We start from the raw sequence: 16,473 nt of genomic DNA, 5'->3' as shown, positions 1-16,473 counted from the left end.
AGACGAAAAAACCTTGTGCACAAGCCGAGACGAACCACTACACTAATGGCCTGATAGCAAATTTGTAAAGGTAGACCTCATGACCGTTGCACTAGCATTAGGACATATCCGCGTCCTCGACCTCAGCCGTGTCCTCGCCGGACCATGGTGTTCGCAGAATCTGGCGGACCTCGGCGCCGATGTGATCAAGGTGGAGCGCCCCGGCAGCGGCGACGATACCCGTGCATGGGGCCCGCCCTACGCCAAGGATGCCGACGGCAAGGACACCACGGAAGCGGCCTACTATCTGGCGGCCAATCGCGGCAAGCGCTCGATCACGGTCGATATCGCCAGCGCTGGTGGTCAGGCCCTGATCCGCGAACTGGTACGCCATAGCGATGTGGTGCTGGAGAACTACAAAGTCGGCCAGCTCAAACGCTACGGTCTTGATTACGAATCCCTCAAAGCCATCAAACCGGATCTGGTGTACTGCTCGATTACCGGCTTCGGCCAGAACGGCCCCTACGCTCACCGCGCCGGCTACGATTTCCTGATTCAGGGTATGGGCGGCCTGATGTCCGTCACGGGCGAGCGCGACGACCTGCCCGGTGGCGGACCACAAAAGGCCGGCGTAGCGCTGACCGATCTGATGACAGGCATGTATGCCACCATCGCCATCCTCGCGGCCCTCACCCACCGCGACCGCAGCGGCGAAGGCCAGTACATCGACATGGCCCTGCTCGATGTGCAGGTCGCCATGCTGGCCAACATGGGCAGCAACTACCTGAATAGCGGCAAAGCGCCTAAGCGCTGGGGCAATGCCCATCCCAACATCGTGCCTTACCAGACCTTTGCCTGCAGCGATGGCTACATCATCGTCGCCAGCGGCAATGATGGCCAGTACCAGAAATTTGTCGAAGTAGGCGGCCGCCCCGATCTGGCCACCCATGAGCGCTATGCCACCAACCCGCTGCGCGTACAGCATCGCGATGAACTGGTGCCTATCCTGGCCGAAATGGTGGCCAAACAGACCCGCGCGTTCTGGATCGAACAACTGGAAGCAGTAGGTGTGCCTTGCGGCCCCATCAACAACCTCGATGACGTCTACAAGAATCCGCAAGTACTGGCACGTGAACTGGTAATGGAGGTGCCCCACCCGACGGCCGGCACCACCAAGCTGGTACGCAGCCCGATGAAGATGTCGCGCACGCCGACCGATGTGGCCGTAGCGCCACCGCTGCTGGGCCAGCATACGGACGACATCCTGCGCGAAGTGCTGGGCCACAGCGACGCCGAAATTGCCGCCTTGCGCGCACAGGGAGTGGTCTGATGCATACCCCGCTCAACGCTGAAATCACCCGTCTGTACCGCCTCGACGGCGACAACGACAGCCAGCCACTGGAACTGGTTTCAGCCGCGGGCCTGACGCGCGCCATGGTACTGGAATTCCGTCGCAAGCCGGAGCAGGCCGTACCGCGTCACTGGGACAACCTGTGCCGCATGGCCAACTACCTGCAGGAGCAACTGGAATTGCCGGCACCGGCCGTCAGCATTTCCGGCAAGAACAGCTATCGGCTCTGGCTGTCGCTCAGCCATGCGGTGCCGGTGGAGCAGGCAGAAACCTTTTTGCTGCAACTGTGCGCAAGCTACTTCCCCGATGTGCTGGCAGACGAACTGGACTGGCTACCGCAGCATGGCGGCCAGCATGCGCAGACCAGTGTGGAATGCCCACCGCGCGTGCAAAGCAATGGCCAGTGGTCGGCCTTCATCCACCCCGGCATGGGCGCTGCCTTCGAGGAAGAAGCCGGTCTCGAAGTGGAGCCGCCCGCCGCAGGTCAGGCCGCTTTTCTGGAGCGTCTGCACAGCATCAGCGCTAGCCAGTGGACCCATGCCTGCGCCCTGCTGCAAAGCCAGCAGACTGAAGCCACTCCGCCAACAACGACGGCAAACACCGCCAAGGCAGAGGCCACGCGCCCCGCCGCGGCCGCGCAGCCACGCAATGACGGCCTGCTGCTCAAAGACGCTACGCTGGACGACATCATCCAGCACCTGCATGAGCGCAATATCGAGCCGACTTTCCGCCACCTGCTGCCCAGGCGCTAAGCAGGCGGCAGGTGGCGCGCACAGTGCCGCCCGCAGCTGCCGCGTACAGTTCTACCCACACCTGCCGCATACCCGGGCATTCAGGCACGCGTACTGAGATCAGTCTGCAATTCCTGCAACTGGCTTTGCACCGCCTGCACGGCGCTGCGCGTATGGGCTGAGATCTGCGGCACGTTGATGCACACTTGCCGCGCGCGCTCCACCAGTACCCGCATTGCCGCCAGTAGCCGCTCCAGCTGAGCGCTATCGGCCGTGGCCAGCATTTCGCCCAATTTATCGGCATGCTGGTCGAGCCGCTGTACGCTGTTGCGCAATTCCGCTGGCAGCAGCCGTTCGCCGGAACAGGCTTGCGCCGCCTGTCCTACGGCCTGTGTCAGCAATTGAAAGCGGTGATGAATTTCCAGTGTCGGCAACATAATGCTTTCCCTCCGAAGTGGCGGCATGCACGGCTGTGCTGCTGCTATTTCGACTCGCCAGCGTCCGCCACGTTGCATGCGGCTGCCCACGAAAAGCTGCAACTCTGAGACAGATCAGCTTTCGTCAAGCTTGCAAATTTTGTAAGTAGTTGTGACATGACTCGGCGCTATCAACTTTGCAAGATATGCTGCCGCCATGACTGCCCGCCCCCGCGCCTTGCCGCCCATTCTGCTGACCGTACTGCTGCATTGCGCACTGCTGCTCGCCCTGCTGCAAGGCGTCCAGAACCAGCGCCAGACTCGCCAGCGCGGTCCCGCCATCCAGTGGCTGCTACCCGCCGCTTCTGCTCCCGTCACCCCTCGCCCGCACGAACCGCCCCCCAAGCCCGCCCCCTTAGCAGCAGCCAAGGCAGCAGCGGCCATCACTCTGCACAAGGCCAGCGCTGCTGCCCCGCAGTCATCCAGCGTCACAGAAAGTCCGCCTGTGATCGCGGCTAGCCCCAGTGCTGCGCCAGTGACGCAAGCGCAAGACAGTGCGCACGATGATCCGTTTGCGCTCGACAAACCGGCAGCAGCCCGCGCCGCGCCAGCCAGCGCCGACGAACTGCTGCAGCAGGCTAGAAAGAGTGTCGGCCGTATCGATCAGCAGTTGCGCGCGGAATCGCCCCAGCGTTTTCCCTTACCGCCGCCAGACAGCATGCAGGCCAGGCTGGAACGTGGCATCAATGCGGCGCATGAGGCGGTGCCGCCCAAGTGGTATCAGGGCGCACGCATGGTGGAGCTGAGCACGCCGGATGGGGAGCGCAAATCCCGTCTGTATAAGATCGTCACAGCGTTCGGCAGCTACTGCGTCACCATCAGTCCGGAAGGCCGGCGCTCCTATTCCAACTGCCCCTGAGCCGGACCAGCGCAGCAGGCCCGGCAGCCCCCAGCGCTATCACAGCGCTATGCCTGGCCAGTTACAGATCGGCCTGCGCCACCGGCGCGAGCTGCCGCAGCCGCCAGCCTATGGCCAGTGCCAGCAGCGACAGGCTGCCCAGCACCAGCACCACGCCGGGCCAGCCATGCGATTCCCACATCAGGCCGCTGAGCGACCCCACCACACTGGAACCGAAGTAATAGAAGAACAGATATAGCGCCGAAGCCAGCGCACGGTTGCCCAATGCGCGCCGTCCCACCCAGCTACTGGCCACGGAGTGCGCGGCAAAGAATCCGAAGGTGTACAGCGCCACGCCCAGCACGATCAGCGGCAGCCAGTTCGACAGCGTCAGCAGCAAGCCCACCGGCGGTATGGCGATCAGTGCCCACAGCACATGGCGCCGGCCATAGCGGTCGGCCAGACGCCCCGCCCACACCGAGCTGTAGATCCCCAACAGATACAGCAGCGACAGCGCACCCACCACGCTCTGGCTCAAGGAAAACGGCGTCGCCAGCAGGCGATAGCCAATGTAGTTGTACAGGCTGACGAACGAACCCATCAGCAAGAAAGCCAGCGCGAACAGCCAAGGCATACCCGCATCGGACCAATGGCCGCGGAAAGCCGCCGGCATGGCACGCCAAGCTGTGTGCTGCGGGCGGAAATGGCGCGAGGCCGGCAGCGAGCGCCAGAACTCCAGCGCCGCCAGTACCCCTGCCGCGCCCACTACGGCCAGCGCCAGCCGCCATGAAAAATGGTCGCTGAGCAGCGAAGCGATCACCCGCCCCGCCATGCCGCCTAGCGCGCTGCCGCTGATGTACAGCCCCATCGACAGGCCCAGCGAATTCGGCTCGATTTCCTCGCCCAGATAGGCCATGGCGATGGCCGGCATACCGCCCAGCGCTATCCCCAGCAGCGTGCGCAGCGCCAGCAGTTGCGCATAGTTGTGCGCACCGGCACAAGCTATCGTCAGCAAGGCGGCCAGCGCCATCGCGCCCACCATCAGCGGCTTGCGCCCCAGCCGTTCCGACACCACGCTGGACGCCAGCAGCGACAGCGCCAGTGCCGCCGTCGAGCAGGACAGCACCATGCTGCTCCGCGCTGCGCTCAGAGCAAACTCATGCGACAGCAGCGGCATCAGCGGCTGCACGCAATACAGCAGCGCAAAGGTGGAAAAGCCGCCGAAGAACAGTGCGCGGTTGCTGCGCCGGAACGCGGCGCTGCCCGCCGCAATCCGCGCCGTGCCGCCGGAACGGTCGGCTGCGCTGCTGGCTGGGCTAGTGGCTGCGCTGCTGGCAGAACTGCTGGCGCTCAGGGCATCGGAATCAAGGCTGGCGACGGGTGGTGGCATGAACTAACTCTCGGTCAGGCAGGGAATCTGCATCTTAGGATTGCCGCCGCCTCGCGTCCAATATATATTTAAGGCGATTCTTATACTTTTTACAGATAACAACTATGGAATTGCGCCATCTGCGTTACTTTGTCGCCGTTGCAGAAGAACTCAGTTTTACCCGTGCTGCCGCCCGCCTGCACATAGGCCAGCCGCCGCTGAGCCACCAGATTCAGCAGCTTGAGAGCGAAGTGGGCGCTCAGTTACTGGACCGCAGCAAGCGCTGGGTGCGCCTGACGCAAGCGGGCAAACTGTTTCTCGACGATGCGCGCCGCGTACTGGCGCTGTCCGAGCAGGCGAAGCAGACAGCGCGCCGCGCCGAGCGCGGTGAAGCGGGCGAACTGCGCGTCGGCTTTACCTATTCCACGCCGCTGACGCCGCTCTTCGCCAGCGTGGTCAACCGCTACCGCCAGCAATATCCGGGCGTCACGCTAACCCTGCACGAACTGCCGACCGTGCCACAGATCGCCGCCATCGCCGAACGCGAACTCGATCTGGGACTCGTGCGCCCGCCCGACATCAGCATCCCCGACAGTGTCAGCCTGACCGCCCTGCGCCATGATCCGCTGGCACTGGTGCTGCCCATCGGCCACCCGCTGGCCAGCCAGCGCAGCGTGAGCATCAGCGATCTACGCGATCAGCCGCTGGTGATGTATCCGCGCACCACGGGCACCGGCATCTATCCGCAGATTTTCCGTCTGTGCCGCGCTGCCGGGTTCCAGCCCAGCATCGCCATGGAAGCGGGCGAAGCGTCCACCATCATCGGCCTCGTCGCGGCTGGCTGCGGCATTTCCATCCTGCCGGCTTCGTTCGAAATTATCCGCTTGGCCGGCGTGTGCTACCGCCCGCTCAGCGATGCAGCGGCCACCACGGCGCTGATGCTGGCGCAACGCAAAGAAGAAAGTTCGCCGCTGGTCGCAGCCTTTGTCGGCATCGCCATGGCGATCGCCAGCGAGCATCAAACGGAAGAAAGGGGAAACGGATAAAGTAGCCGACGTGGCGGCGAGCACCGCCACGTCGGTCGCAGACACTTAGGCGTAGTCGGCGTCGAGTTCGGAACCGGCGTAGTTTTCCAGTTCGGCGAACAAGGTTTTCATGGCCGTGCGGCCGGTGATGTTCTGCAGCACGCTGCAGGAGCGGCGGTAGTTATCGATGCGCTCGACCAGCACGGGATGGTGCTGGGCCGGCACCACAGCCAGCAGTGCTGCCCAGCCCTGCTCGAAATCGGGCTTGTTCTTGCGCACGACTTTGACGAAACGCTCGAACTCCTTCTGTCCTGTACGCGCGACGATGCGGCCGCCACCTTCGACAGCAAAGATCACGGCCAGCGCAATCACGCCTTCCGCATTCAAGTCGGTGTCGCTGACGGCGCCTTCGCTGTTGTGGCGGCGCAGCCAGTTGGCCAGCCGCACCACGGCCTGCACTTCCTTACGCTGTTTCAGCATGACCTGATAGCGCTCCATGCCGTTCCAGTTCTGGTTGGGATCGGTCTGACACAGTTCCACGAACAGGTCGCGCAGACGCCGCGCCGCGTACAGCGGATCGGTATCGTACTCGCCTACCAGTGCATCCTGCGGCATGGCCGAGAGTTCCTTGACCAGCCGGAAGCCCTGCTGGAACGCATGCTCGGCGCCATGCTCGATCAGGTATTCCAGACCGGCCAGATCGGTATCGTCACCCAGCACATGCTCGAGTCCCAGCGACACCCCGCCCACCGTCAGCAACAAGGCTTTCTGTATGCCTTCGGCCGTGCGGTCGTTGGTGAACTTTTCGGCCACCATGGCGGTAATGCCGGTCAGCTCGTCGGCCAGCGCGTAGGCCGCGTCGTCGTCCGGATGAGTGGCCAGTTGCTGGATCGCGCGCGTCAGGCGCGGCAAACGTTCTATGACTAATGCAGGCAGCATGACAACCCTTACGAGAAGATCTTGGTGCCCATGCTGCGGCGCGAGCCGGGCTTGGCTGCACTGCGCGTGGACGGTACCTGCTTGCGCAAGCGATACAGCAGTTCGCGGGTGGAACGCTGCAGGATGCTCGGTTCCGCATCGGGATCGTCGTCGTACTCGGCATCGGCCAGATCGGCGCTATGGCGGAATTCCGGGAACAGCTCGAACAGGGCACGGTCCCAGCCATCTTCCGAAGCCTGCGCCAGCGCGATGGCCAGCGGCACGACGTCGTTATCAGACGAGGTCTGCCCCGTCAGATACGGGCCTTTGGAAATGATTTCACCCGCCACTTCGAGGATCTCTTTCGGCGCCATCGAGAACAGAATCGCAAACACGGTGGCACCGTGGTCGGTGGCCGAAGCAGCCGCCAGCAGTTCATTGCGACGGTCTTCGTCATCAGTCGAGAACACCACGCCGTGGATGTGGGCGAACAGCGATTCGGCGATACGCTCGGGATCATCCTCGATCAGATCGTCCTGCCACGTGGCAGCGATGAAGGCCAGACTGTCGGCCCAGGCTTTAGGCGGCACCAGCAAGGTCGCCAGCGACATCTTGCCGCCGTCGAAACCGGCCATGTGCAGCGCCGTCACTTGCGGTGGTATGTTGTTGAGCACTTCCACCACGGCCAGATCGCCGAACTGGTCGGCCGCTTCGGCGAAAGCTTCTTCGGCGTGCTCGATCGAGCCAGCCAGTACCAGCTCGGTCACCTGCTTGCTCAGTGCCGGCAGATTGCTATTGTCACTCATGCTTAATCTCCATCCTGATCGAACATCTGGGCGAAGTCATCGCTCGCCTGATCTTCATCGTCGATATCATCCCCATCATCATTGGCCGACAGCTGTTCGAGCGACTGGTCGTCGTCGTCCCAGCGGCGCGGATTGAGGTGCAGGAAAGCCGTGATAATGGCCTGACGGCCCAGTTCCGGCATATTTTCTTCCAGTGCCGCGTACATGCGCGCGGCGGCTGCACCCTTGCAGCCAGCCATCGCGAACACCCGTGCGGCATCGCCGAACTCGTAGTCTTCCGCTTCGGCCAGCAAGCCTTTCGGATCGTTGAACTCGAGCTGATCGACCAGCGCGAACGCCAGCATATTGACATCTTCGATGCCGCCACCACTCGCATATTCTTCCACCAGCGCGTCTATCATGCGCTGATAGTTCTTGCGATCGGGCGGATCGCCCAGTATGCCCTCGATCTGGCCTTCCAGTTCGCGCGCCTGATAGGCGAACTCGGGATGTACTTTTCTCATTACTTACTTTCCAATTTTTCTTATTTGATACGATCAGGCCGGTGGCAACTGGGTGCCGTGCAGATTGAATACCGAGCGCCACAACTGATAGGCTTCCGCCTCCGCATCAATAATGATGCGGTGATTCAGACTCTGGTTGTATTCCTCGCGCTTGGCGGGATCGGACAGGATCTCGTAGGCCTTGGTGATGCTTTTGAAGCGGGCTTCCGCGCCGGGGGCCTGATTGCGGTCCGGATGGAAGCGCATCGCCAGCGAGCGATACACCTTTTTAATCTCATCTTCGCTGGCGTTAGGCGCGATACCCAGTGTGTTGTAATAATTTTCCATTTTGGAAACTCCGGGCCTTGTTGCCGAAACAGGTAAAGGCGAATTATACCCGCCCCGCGCCGCCAGAACCCGCTCTGGCCGCCGCTTGCCCGCATTTCCCCCGAGGATGGGCTGGGGATACGGTAGAATGCCTGCCATAGCTATCAATATGAACTTTTTTTCTAGCCACAATACAGATGAGCAACGATAAAAACAGCCCAGCGCCAGCGCTGCCTTCGAACTTTTTGCGCGCCATCGTCGAATCCGATCTGGCGGCCGGCACTCACGTGCGCGAAGGCATGCCTAGTGTTATTACCCGCTTCCCGCCCGAGCCGAACGGCTATCTGCACGTAGGCCATGCCAAGTCGATCTGCCTGAACTTCGGTCTGGCACGCGACTATCAGGGCCGCTGCAACCTGCGTTTCGACGACACCAATCCGGCCAAGGAAGAACAGGAATACGTCGACACCATCATCGACAGCGTGAAATGGCTGGGCTTTAACTACGACTACCCCAACGCCGCCGGCGGCATCGACCACCACCTGCACTATGCCAGCGACTACTTCGACCAACTGTACGCGATGGCCGAATACCTGATCGAGCAGGGCTATGCCTATGTGGACAGCCAGTCGGCCGAAGATATGGCCGCCAACCGCGGCAACTTCAGCACGCCGGGCAAGAACTCGCCGTTCCGCAACCGTCCGGCGGCCGAATCGCTGCAACTGTTCCGCGACATGAAGGCAGGCAAATACGCTGATGGCGAGCACATCCTGCGCGCCAAGATCAGCGAAGACGCCATGTCGGCGCCCAATATGAATATGCGCGACCCGGCCATCTACCGTATCCGTCACGCCCACCACGTGCGCACGGGCGATGCGTGGTGCATCTACCCGATGTACGACTACACCCATCCGATTTCGGATGCGCTGGAAAACATCACCCACTCGATCTGCACGCTGGAATTCCAGGATCACCGTCCGTTCTACGACTGGCTGCTGGCCACGCTGTCGAAGGGCGGCTTCTTCAAGCTGCCCGTGCCGCGCCAGTACGAATTCTCGCGTCTAAACCTGACCTATGTGGTGACCAGCAAGCGCAAGCTGCGCCAGCTGGTGGAAGAGAACATCGTCGACGGCTGGGACGACCCGCGCATGCCCACCATCGTCGGCCTGCGCCGCCGTGGTTACACGCCGGAAGCCATCCACCTGTTCTGCGAACGCATAGGCGTGACCAAGGCCGACGGCTGGATCGACATGAGCACGCTGGAAGGCTGCGTGCGCGAAGACCTGGATCCGAAAGCACCGCGTGCGACGGCCGTGCTGCGTCCGCTGAAACTGATCATCGATAACTATCCGGAAGGCCAGACCGAAGAATGCAGCTCGCCCGTGCACCCGCACCATCCGGAAATGGGCGTGCGCACTTTCCCGATTTCGCGCGAACTGTGGATCGAAGCAGAAGACTTCATGGAAGTGCCGAGCAAGGGCTATTTCCGCTACTACCCGCCGATCGACGACAAACCGGGTGCACGCGTGCGTCTGCGTCATGGCTATGTGACCGAATGCACGGGCTACGACAAGGATGAAAACGGCAACGTCATCGCCGTCCACGTCAACTACTTCCCGGATTCGAAATCGGGCACGCCCGGTTCCGACAACTACAAAGTCAAAGGCAATATCCACTGGGTATCCACGGCCAGCGCGCTGCAGGCCGAAGTGCGCCTGTACGATCGTCTGTTCACCGATGCCCAGCCCGATGCGGGCGGCAAGGACTTCATCTCGCTGCTGAACCCGAACGCCAAGGAAGTGGTGACGGCTTATCTGGAACCGGGCATGAGCGCTGCCCTGCCGGATCAGCGCTACCAGTTCGAGCGCCACGGCTATTTCGTCGCCGACCGCGTCGACAGCCAGCCCGGCAAACCGGTGTTCAACCGCATCGTCACGCTGAAGGATAACTGGAGCGCCAAGTAAGTCGCTGCAGCCAGTCCGGTCCAGCCGGTGGACTCCGACAGGAGCCACCGGCTTTTTTCATTCCAGCTACAACAGTTCGTTCAGGACAAATATAAAAGAGACAAAATTAATCAAGTCGCCACAAATGACTTCCGCTATAGTCAGCCGCATCCCATAAGCGAGCTGAACAATGGACACTCTGCATGCCAAACACCGCTGGTTCGAGCCTGACCGCCCCGTCTGGTGGACCGGCATCCTGCTCGCCTTGTTGATCGGCATCTGCCTGCAGATACTGGTGCGCCACACCATCGAACATGAAGCCTACGGCCGCTTTACCCAGCAGGCCTTCAACACGCGCTACAGCATCAATGCCCGCCTGAGTTCCTACACCGATGTACTGCGCGGCACGGCCAGCTTTCTGGCCGCCAGCGAACATATAGACCGCCGCGGATTTCACCGCTACGTCAGCGGCCTGATGCTGAAGAAACAGTTTCCCGCGCTCGACAATATCAACTATGCCCAGGTAGTCAGCGCTGCCCAGCGGCCTGCATTCGAACACTGGAGCAGCCATAGCGGCGATGGGCACGCGAGCGGCTATCCCGATTTCCTCATCCACCCCCAAAGCCAGCGCGACAGCTACACCGTGCTCACCATGATAGAGCCGACCGACCACTTCCGCGATCGCATAGGTCTTGATATCAGCGTGCGCCCCGGCGCCGCCGAGGCACTCGCGCGGGCCCGCGACACGGGCCAGCTGATGACCACCGGCATGCCGATCGAAAACACCCGGCATGCCCAGGGCTGGGCCCTGGCGCTGCGCATGCCCATCTACCGCAAGGATATGCCGCTAGGCGATGTCAACCAGCGCCGCGCCGCCTACATCGGCTCGGTCGGCATAGGCTTCAGCGTGCCGCGGCTGGTACTGGGTGCGATGGAGGGTAGCCAGCCACAGGCGGTTCATCTGCGCCTGTATGACGATGGCAAGAACAGCGACGGCAGCCAGTCCGCACCGACTTTGCTGTTCGATAATCTGAGCAGCCTGCCCGCCAGCCAGCGCGCGGCCAACAACTTCAGCGTCAGCCTACCGCTGGACTTTAACGGCCGCACCTGGACTGCCGAATTCAGTGCACCGAGCGCCATCTGGCTGTCGCGCTTCGACGCTTTCCTGCCGTGGCTGGCGATGACCACGGGCTTCATCGGCGCCCTGCTGTTCTACCTGCTGTTCCACACACTGGCCTCGTCGCGCCGGCGCGCCATCGCAATGGCCAAGGCCATGACGCAGGAGTTGCGCGACAGTCAGGACCGCTTGCAGCAGTCCTACCACACCTTGCGCCAGCTAGGCGCCCATGCGGACCAGATCAAGGAGCAGGAACGCAAGCGCATCGCGCGCGAAATTCACGACGATCTGGGCCAGAACCTGCTGGCCCTGCGCATCGAGACGGACATGCTGGCCACACGCACACGTTTGCGCCACCCGCGCCTGCATGCACGCGCCTGCCACACGCTGGCACAGATCGATAGCACCATCAAGAGCGTGCGCCACATCATCAACGATTTGCGCCCCACCGTGCTCGATCTGGGCCTGACCCCGGCCGTGGAATGGCAAATCGCCCAGTTCCGCCAGCGCTCGGGCATAGTCTGCGAACTGATCGAGCAGCAAAGCGATATCCAGATCGACGACCACTGCGCCACGGCCATCTTCCGCATCCTGCAGGAATCGCTCAGCAACATCATGCAACATGCGCGCGCCAGTCTGGTACGGGTAGAGCTACGCCACAGCGACGGCATGCTCAACATGACCATCAGCGATAACGGCATAGGCATGGGCGAAGGCAGCCGCAACAAGGTCGGCTCGTTCGGGCTGGTGGGCATGGAAGAGCGCATCCACCTGCTGGGCGGCCAGTGCACCATCACGGCCGGCCACCATGCCGGCACCACCGTTTCGATTTCCGTGCCGGTCGACTATATGGCACCGCCCTCGATCGAAGACATCAATGCCACGGCCAGACTGGCGGCCGAAACCAGCCTGTAGGACGGGGCGCAAACGCGCGCCGCAAGCGGGGAACGGAACCAGACTTTTCCTGCGCGCGTCAGCGCAATCTGTCGCGGCGATCAGAATTTGCTCAGAAAGTTTGCGCAAAATCAAAAGCCTGTTCTGCTCAACAGACAAAATTGCTTCTGCTCCACCCCGTTCCCCCTAAATTTTGCCCAACAATTGCAAAGGATGCCCCCATGAACGTTATCGATGCGCTCGATCTGGAACCTATCAAAGTCAAACTCATGCACAAGGAATCCGGTGAAGGCTGGACGCTGGAACATGCCAACGCGGTAGAACGCGAATACCGCCGCTTCCTGTATCTGATGAAGACCTTCCCGCAGGAACAGGCGGCACCGCTGGTGGATGTCGATACCTTCTGGCATTACCACATCCTCGATACGCTCAAATACGCGGAAGATTGCCAGGCCGTGTTCGGCCACTTCCTGCACCACTTCCCTTACATCGGCCTGCGCGGCGAAGAGGATTTGGCCGCCCACGAGCGTCTGGGCGTACGCATGCAGCAATTGTATGAAGAAACTTTCGGCACGGCCTATCCGCTGCTGCTGGGCGCAGATGAACAGCCAGCCAAGGGCAGCGCCTATTCGGCCGTGGCCAGCCAGACCGCCTATTCCGCCGTCGCCGGCAAGACCGCCTATTCAGCTGTCGCCCAGCAGACTGCCTACTCGGCTGTAGCCAAACAGACCGCCTATTCGGCCGTGGCAGCCAAAACGGCTTACTCGGCAGTCGCCGCCCAGACCGCTTACTCGGCCGTGTCGGCCCAGACGGCTTACTCGGCAGCGGGCCAGCGCACTGCGTATTCAGCCGTGTCGAGTGCCGCAGTCGGCCAGAACGCGGACAGCGGCCTGTTCACTGTACGACCACGTCTGCCCCAGGCTGCCTGAGGCAAAATAGTGCCGGTTGGAAATTTTTTGGCATTTGCCCAAAAAAGTGGCATACTGTAGGGTATCCGAACAACTCTGGGAGCCCGCCATGGCCGTCCAGCCAGCCGTACAATCTTCGACCGTACAGGTCCAGCCTACGCAATTGACGCCTTCGACGGCCGGTAAAGCCGTCGACAAGCCTGCCGAGCAGGTGAAACAGGCGGCACCACCACCACCACCGCCGCCTCCACAGGCCGCGGTGGCGCCCACCGTGAATACCAGTGGCCAGCGCATCGGCACGACCATCAGCACCTCGGCCTGAATTCAGGTCAGGCGCGGGCGCAAACAACAACGGCGCGTTACCGTGAGGTGCGCGCCGTTATCTTTTCCGCAGTTACCCTGATCAGGCAGCCATCAGCTCGCGCAATTCGCGAATGCTGAAATCGCTGATCTCGTGCATACGGATCAGGATGGTGGCGCCGATAGGCAGGGTGTTATGACGGATCTTGCTGATCACGGGCGGCGCTACTTCCAGCGCGCGGGACAGGGCTGCATCGTTTTTCAGTTGCAATTTCTCGATGATAGCGTCCAGCACGCGATTTGGATTGTAGGTCGGCGAGGAGGTGATTTCTTTGAGAGACATGATGAATTTTAGATAATTTTGGTCATTCTTGAATAAAAAACGACACACGGGTAAAAAAAATTTTTGCTCTATTACCGATGTAGCACTACGAATTTCAGAAATTTATCCTGATTTTTAGAGCCATATCGAAATAATACACGTTTTCGTTAGCGATCATCTAACAGACCACTTTATTTCGTGAGATTGTGAGAGATTCTACCCCTAAAACTTATGTTAGGCATTCATCTGTTGTAAGAAAGGGTATAAATTTTTGTAAAGCGAGCTGAACTGCTCAAGTCCGGCACTGTCAGGAATGCCGTATGATGTGGGCGAATTTGATATTCGACAGCCAACTGAGGTTGTTATTTTGACACACTGTGCAGCAACACGCGTATTTGCGCACTTTTAAGCTGCAATCTTTACAAGTTTTTACAACACCATGACCTACGAAGAATTCCTCGATGAAGTAACCACCCTGCTGTACGAAATGTACGAGCTCGACGACGCTGCCGCCATCAAACTGGTGATGGACGCGCAAGCCAACGACTACTTCGTCAAGCATGATGATCTGGAAGAAATGCGTACGCCCGAACAGGCGCGCATCGATGCCAAAGCCCTCTACAAGGCCAAGCAGGACCGCAACCAGACCCAGAAAAAACAACAGCAGCGTGTGCAGCAGCAGCGCAAGCGCAAGCCTGCCGCACAGTAAGACAGCTCAGGCCGCCGTTCGGGCCTGTTGCAGAAATGCCTGTACAGTAGGATAGCGCAGGCGCATACCCAGCTCGCGCCGCAAGCGCCGATTCTCCAGCTGGCGCGATTCCGACATGAAGGACAGCAGCGCCGGTGTCACTACCTGGCGCAGCTCGGCGCGGGACAAGCGTGGCGGCCGCGCCAGACCATAAGCGTCGGCCACGGCATCAAAATACTCGCCCATTTTCATCGCACTGTCGTCCACCGCATGATAAATGCGCTGCGGACGGGCGCGGAACAGCGCCGCCACCACGATGCGCGCCAGATCATCGGCATGGATATGGTTGGTGTGCACATCCTCCGCGGCACACAGGGCCGGCGTGCCGGCCTGCAGCCGCGCCAGCGGCAGGCGATCGGCCGCATAGATGCCCGGTACCCGCAGTATCGACAACTGCCCGCACGCATGGCGCGCCCACTGGCGCAGCATCTGCTCGGCATCAACCCGGCGCTGCGCCCGCGCCGTGGCCGGCGCCACGGCACGGGTTTCATCAAAGCGCGCACCGCCGCAATCGCCATACACGCCCGTGGTGCTGACATAAACCACTTGCGCCCGCTCAGGTAAAATGGCGGTCAGGTGACGCGTGCGCACATCCTGCCCGCCTTGCGCGGCCGGTGGCGCCAGATGTAATACTGTATGGGCTAGCCCACGCAGCCGACGCAGCGTGGCAGGCTGATCCAGATTGGCTACCAACGGCTGTGCGCCCCGCGCGCGCAACTCGGCACAGCGGGCCGGCTGGCTGGTCACGGCGAAGACGCGGAAATACGGCGTCAGCAGGGGCAGCATGCGCATGCCCACATCACCGCAGCCGATAATCAGCAGGCGCGGACGGCGGAATTTTTGTAGTGAGATTTTATTCATCGAAGGATTGTATGACGTTTCAAGTTACTGTACAGCCTAGCGGCCACCAATTCAGCTGCGAGGAAGACGAAACCATTCTGGCCGCCGCCGTCCGTGCCGGCATAGGCTTGCCCTATGGCTGCAAGAACGGCGCCTGCAGTTCCTGCAAAGGCAAAGTACTCAGTGGTACGGTCAGCCACAAAGCCCATCAGGAACGCGCCCTGCCGCCGGCAGAAGAAGCGGCCGGCATGTCGCTGTTCTGCTGCGCGACTGCGCGCAGCGATCTGGTCATCGAAGCGCGCGAAGTGGCTGGCAGCGAAGACTACCCGCTGCGCAAAATGCCATCGCGCGTGGCCACGCTGGAAAAAGTCGCACCGGATGTGGTGGTGATGACGCTGCAACTGCCGGCCAATGAAACGCTGAAGTTCCGCGCCGGCCAGTACATCGAATTCCTGCTGCGCGACGGTAAGCGCCGCAGCTACAGTCTGGCCACGGCGCCGGACCAGAACCAGCCACTGAGTCTGCACATCCGCCACATGCCGGGCGGGGTGTTCACCGATCAGGTGTTCTCCACCATGAAGGAGCGCGACATCCTGCGTTTCGAAGGTCCGCTCGGCACCTTCTTCGTGCGCGAAGATAGCGACAAGCCTATCGTGCTGCTGGCCTCCGGTACCGGCTTTGCGCCCATCAAGGCCATAGTCGAGCACCTGCAGGCGCAGGGTTCACAGCGCGCCATGACGCTGTACTGGGGCGGCCGCCGTCCGCAGGACCTGTATATGGATGCACTGTGCCGCCAGTGGGCGCAAACGCTGCCTAACTTCCGCTACGTGCCGGTGGTCTCCAACGCCCAGCCGGAAGATGGCTGGCAAGGCCGCAGCGGTTACGTGCACGCAGCCGTGATGGCCGACCTGCCCGACCTGTCCGGCTATCAGGTGTATGCCTGCGGCGCACCGATCGTGGTGGAATCGGCCAAGCGTGATTTCGTCGCCCAGTGCCAGTTGCCGGAAGAAGAGTTCTACGCCGACGCCTTCACCAGCGAAGCAGACCTCAACCAACCCTAAGTTCTCACCCCAGCGGGCGCCGACACGGATGCCGCGCC

Annotated in this window: 18 protein-coding genes; 10 read left to right on the top strand and 8 right to left on the bottom strand. The window is 61.4% G+C overall.

Annotated elements, in window-relative coordinates; all coding sequences use genetic code 11:
• Nucleotides 1–79: 79 nt before the first annotated feature.
• Both GM655_RS10400 and GM655_RS10395 read left to right on the top strand, forming a co-directional pair.
• Nucleotides 80–1,309, top strand: a complete 1,230-nt coding sequence (locus tag GM655_RS10400; protein WP_155434591.1) for a CaiB/BaiF CoA transferase family protein — start codon at nt 80–82, stop codon at nt 1,307–1,309.
• Nucleotides 1,309–2,082, top strand: a complete 774-nt coding sequence (locus tag GM655_RS10395; protein WP_155434590.1) for a hypothetical protein — start codon at nt 1,309–1,311, stop codon at nt 2,080–2,082. The genes GM655_RS10400 and GM655_RS10395 overlap by 1 nt, the downstream gene beginning before the upstream one ends.
• A gap of 80 nt (nt 2,083–2,162) precedes the next feature.
• Here the strand turns inward: GM655_RS10395 and GM655_RS10390 are convergent, their stop codons facing one another.
• Nucleotides 2,163–2,498 carry a hypothetical protein gene (locus GM655_RS10390; protein ID WP_155434589.1) on the bottom strand — a complete coding sequence of 112 codons (336 nt, stop codon included), beginning with the start codon at nt 2,496–2,498 and terminating at the stop codon, nt 2,163–2,165.
• 196 nt (nt 2,499–2,694) lie between these two features.
• Here GM655_RS10390 and GM655_RS10385 point away from each other — a divergent pair, with 196 nt between their 5' ends.
• Entirely contained in the window at nt 2,695–3,396 is a 702-nt protein-coding gene (locus tag GM655_RS10385) for a hypothetical protein (RefSeq protein WP_155434588.1), read from the top strand.
• A 61-nt stretch (nt 3,397–3,457) separates the two neighbouring features.
• Here GM655_RS10385 and GM655_RS10380 read toward each other — a convergent pair whose 3' ends face one another.
• Complete coding sequence (locus GM655_RS10380; protein ID WP_155434587.1) at nt 3,458–4,765, bottom strand: MFS transporter; 1,308 nt, start codon at nt 4,763–4,765, stop codon at nt 3,458–3,460.
• 104 nt (nt 4,766–4,869) lie between these two features.
• Here GM655_RS10380 and GM655_RS10375 point away from each other — a divergent pair, with 104 nt between their 5' ends.
• Nucleotides 4,870–5,790, top strand: a complete 921-nt coding sequence (locus GM655_RS10375) for a LysR family transcriptional regulator (protein WP_155434586.1) — start codon at nt 4,870–4,872, stop codon at nt 5,788–5,790.
• Between the two features lie 45 nt (nt 5,791–5,835).
• On the opposite strand, the gene GM655_RS10370 is transcribed toward GM655_RS10375, so the two are convergent.
• Genes GM655_RS10370 through GM655_RS10355 form a run of 4 tightly spaced genes read right to left on the bottom strand, consistent with a single transcriptional unit; the run spans nt 5,836 to nt 8,323 of the window.
• Nucleotides 5,836–6,708, bottom strand: a complete 873-nt coding sequence (locus GM655_RS10370) for a DUF6178 family protein (protein WP_155434585.1) — start codon at nt 6,706–6,708, stop codon at nt 5,836–5,838.
• A gap of 8 nt (nt 6,709–6,716) precedes the next feature.
• A complete protein-coding gene (locus tag GM655_RS10365; protein WP_155434584.1) occupies nt 6,717–7,493 on the bottom strand; it encodes a hypothetical protein in 777 nt (258 codons plus the stop codon).
• Nucleotides 7,494–7,495: 2 nt separating this feature from the next.
• Nucleotides 7,496–7,996, bottom strand: a complete 501-nt coding sequence (locus GM655_RS10360; protein ID WP_155434583.1) for a hypothetical protein — start codon at nt 7,994–7,996, stop codon at nt 7,496–7,498.
• A 33-nt stretch (nt 7,997–8,029) separates the two neighbouring features.
• Nucleotides 8,030–8,323: a DnaJ domain-containing protein gene (locus GM655_RS10355; RefSeq protein ID WP_155434582.1), complete on the bottom strand. Its 294-nt coding sequence runs from the start codon at nt 8,321–8,323 to the stop codon at nt 8,030–8,032.
• Nucleotides 8,324–8,499: 176 nt separating this feature from the next.
• Here GM655_RS10355 and GM655_RS10350 point away from each other — a divergent pair, with 176 nt between their 5' ends.
• From GM655_RS10350 to GM655_RS10335, 4 genes are all read left to right on the top strand, one after another.
• A complete protein-coding gene (locus GM655_RS10350) occupies nt 8,500–10,266 on the top strand; it encodes a glutamine--tRNA ligase/YqeY domain fusion protein (protein WP_155434581.1) in 1,767 nt (588 codons plus the stop codon).
• A 169-nt stretch (nt 10,267–10,435) separates the two neighbouring features.
• Nucleotides 10,436–12,277: a CHASE domain-containing protein gene (locus GM655_RS10345; RefSeq protein WP_155434580.1), complete on the top strand. Its 1,842-nt coding sequence runs from the start codon at nt 10,436–10,438 to the stop codon at nt 12,275–12,277.
• A gap of 200 nt (nt 12,278–12,477) precedes the next feature.
• The gene (locus GM655_RS10340) at nt 12,478–13,185 is read left to right on the top strand and encodes a glycine-rich domain-containing protein (protein ID WP_155434579.1); all 708 of its coding nucleotides are present in this window, start codon (nt 12,478–12,480) and stop codon (nt 13,183–13,185) included.
• A gap of 88 nt (nt 13,186–13,273) precedes the next feature.
• Complete coding sequence (locus GM655_RS10335) at nt 13,274–13,486, top strand: hypothetical protein (RefSeq protein ID WP_155434578.1); 213 nt, start codon at nt 13,274–13,276, stop codon at nt 13,484–13,486.
• 81 nt (nt 13,487–13,567) lie between these two features.
• On the opposite strand, the gene GM655_RS10330 is transcribed toward GM655_RS10335, so the two are convergent.
• Nucleotides 13,568–13,807, bottom strand: coding sequence for a hypothetical protein (locus tag GM655_RS10330; RefSeq protein ID WP_155434577.1), 240 nt, complete (start codon nt 13,805–13,807; stop codon nt 13,568–13,570).
• Between the two features lie 418 nt (nt 13,808–14,225).
• Between GM655_RS10330 and GM655_RS10325 the strand changes: the two genes are divergently transcribed.
• On the top strand, nt 14,226–14,495 hold the full coding sequence (locus tag GM655_RS10325) for a hypothetical protein (protein ID WP_155434576.1): 270 nt from the start codon (nt 14,226–14,228) through the stop codon (nt 14,493–14,495).
• 6 nt (nt 14,496–14,501) lie between these two features.
• Here GM655_RS10325 and GM655_RS10320 read toward each other — a convergent pair whose 3' ends face one another.
• Entirely contained in the window at nt 14,502–15,395 is an 894-nt protein-coding gene (locus GM655_RS10320; RefSeq protein WP_155434575.1) for an SDR family oxidoreductase, read from the bottom strand.
• Nucleotides 15,396–15,406: 11 nt separating this feature from the next.
• Between GM655_RS10320 and GM655_RS10315 the strand changes: the two genes are divergently transcribed.
• Nucleotides 15,407–16,435: a CDP-6-deoxy-delta-3,4-glucoseen reductase gene (locus GM655_RS10315; protein WP_155434574.1), complete on the top strand. Its 1,029-nt coding sequence runs from the start codon at nt 15,407–15,409 to the stop codon at nt 16,433–16,435.
• The last annotated feature ends 38 nt before the right edge of the window (nt 16,436–16,473 follow it).

Source organism: Pseudoduganella danionis (genome assembly GCF_009720775.1).
GTDB classification, from domain to species: Bacteria; Pseudomonadota; Gammaproteobacteria; order Burkholderiales; family Burkholderiaceae_D; genus Rugamonas; species Rugamonas danionis.
The sequence above is the reverse complement of the archived record's forward strand: the minus strand, read 5'-3'. Positions and strand labels throughout refer to the sequence as shown.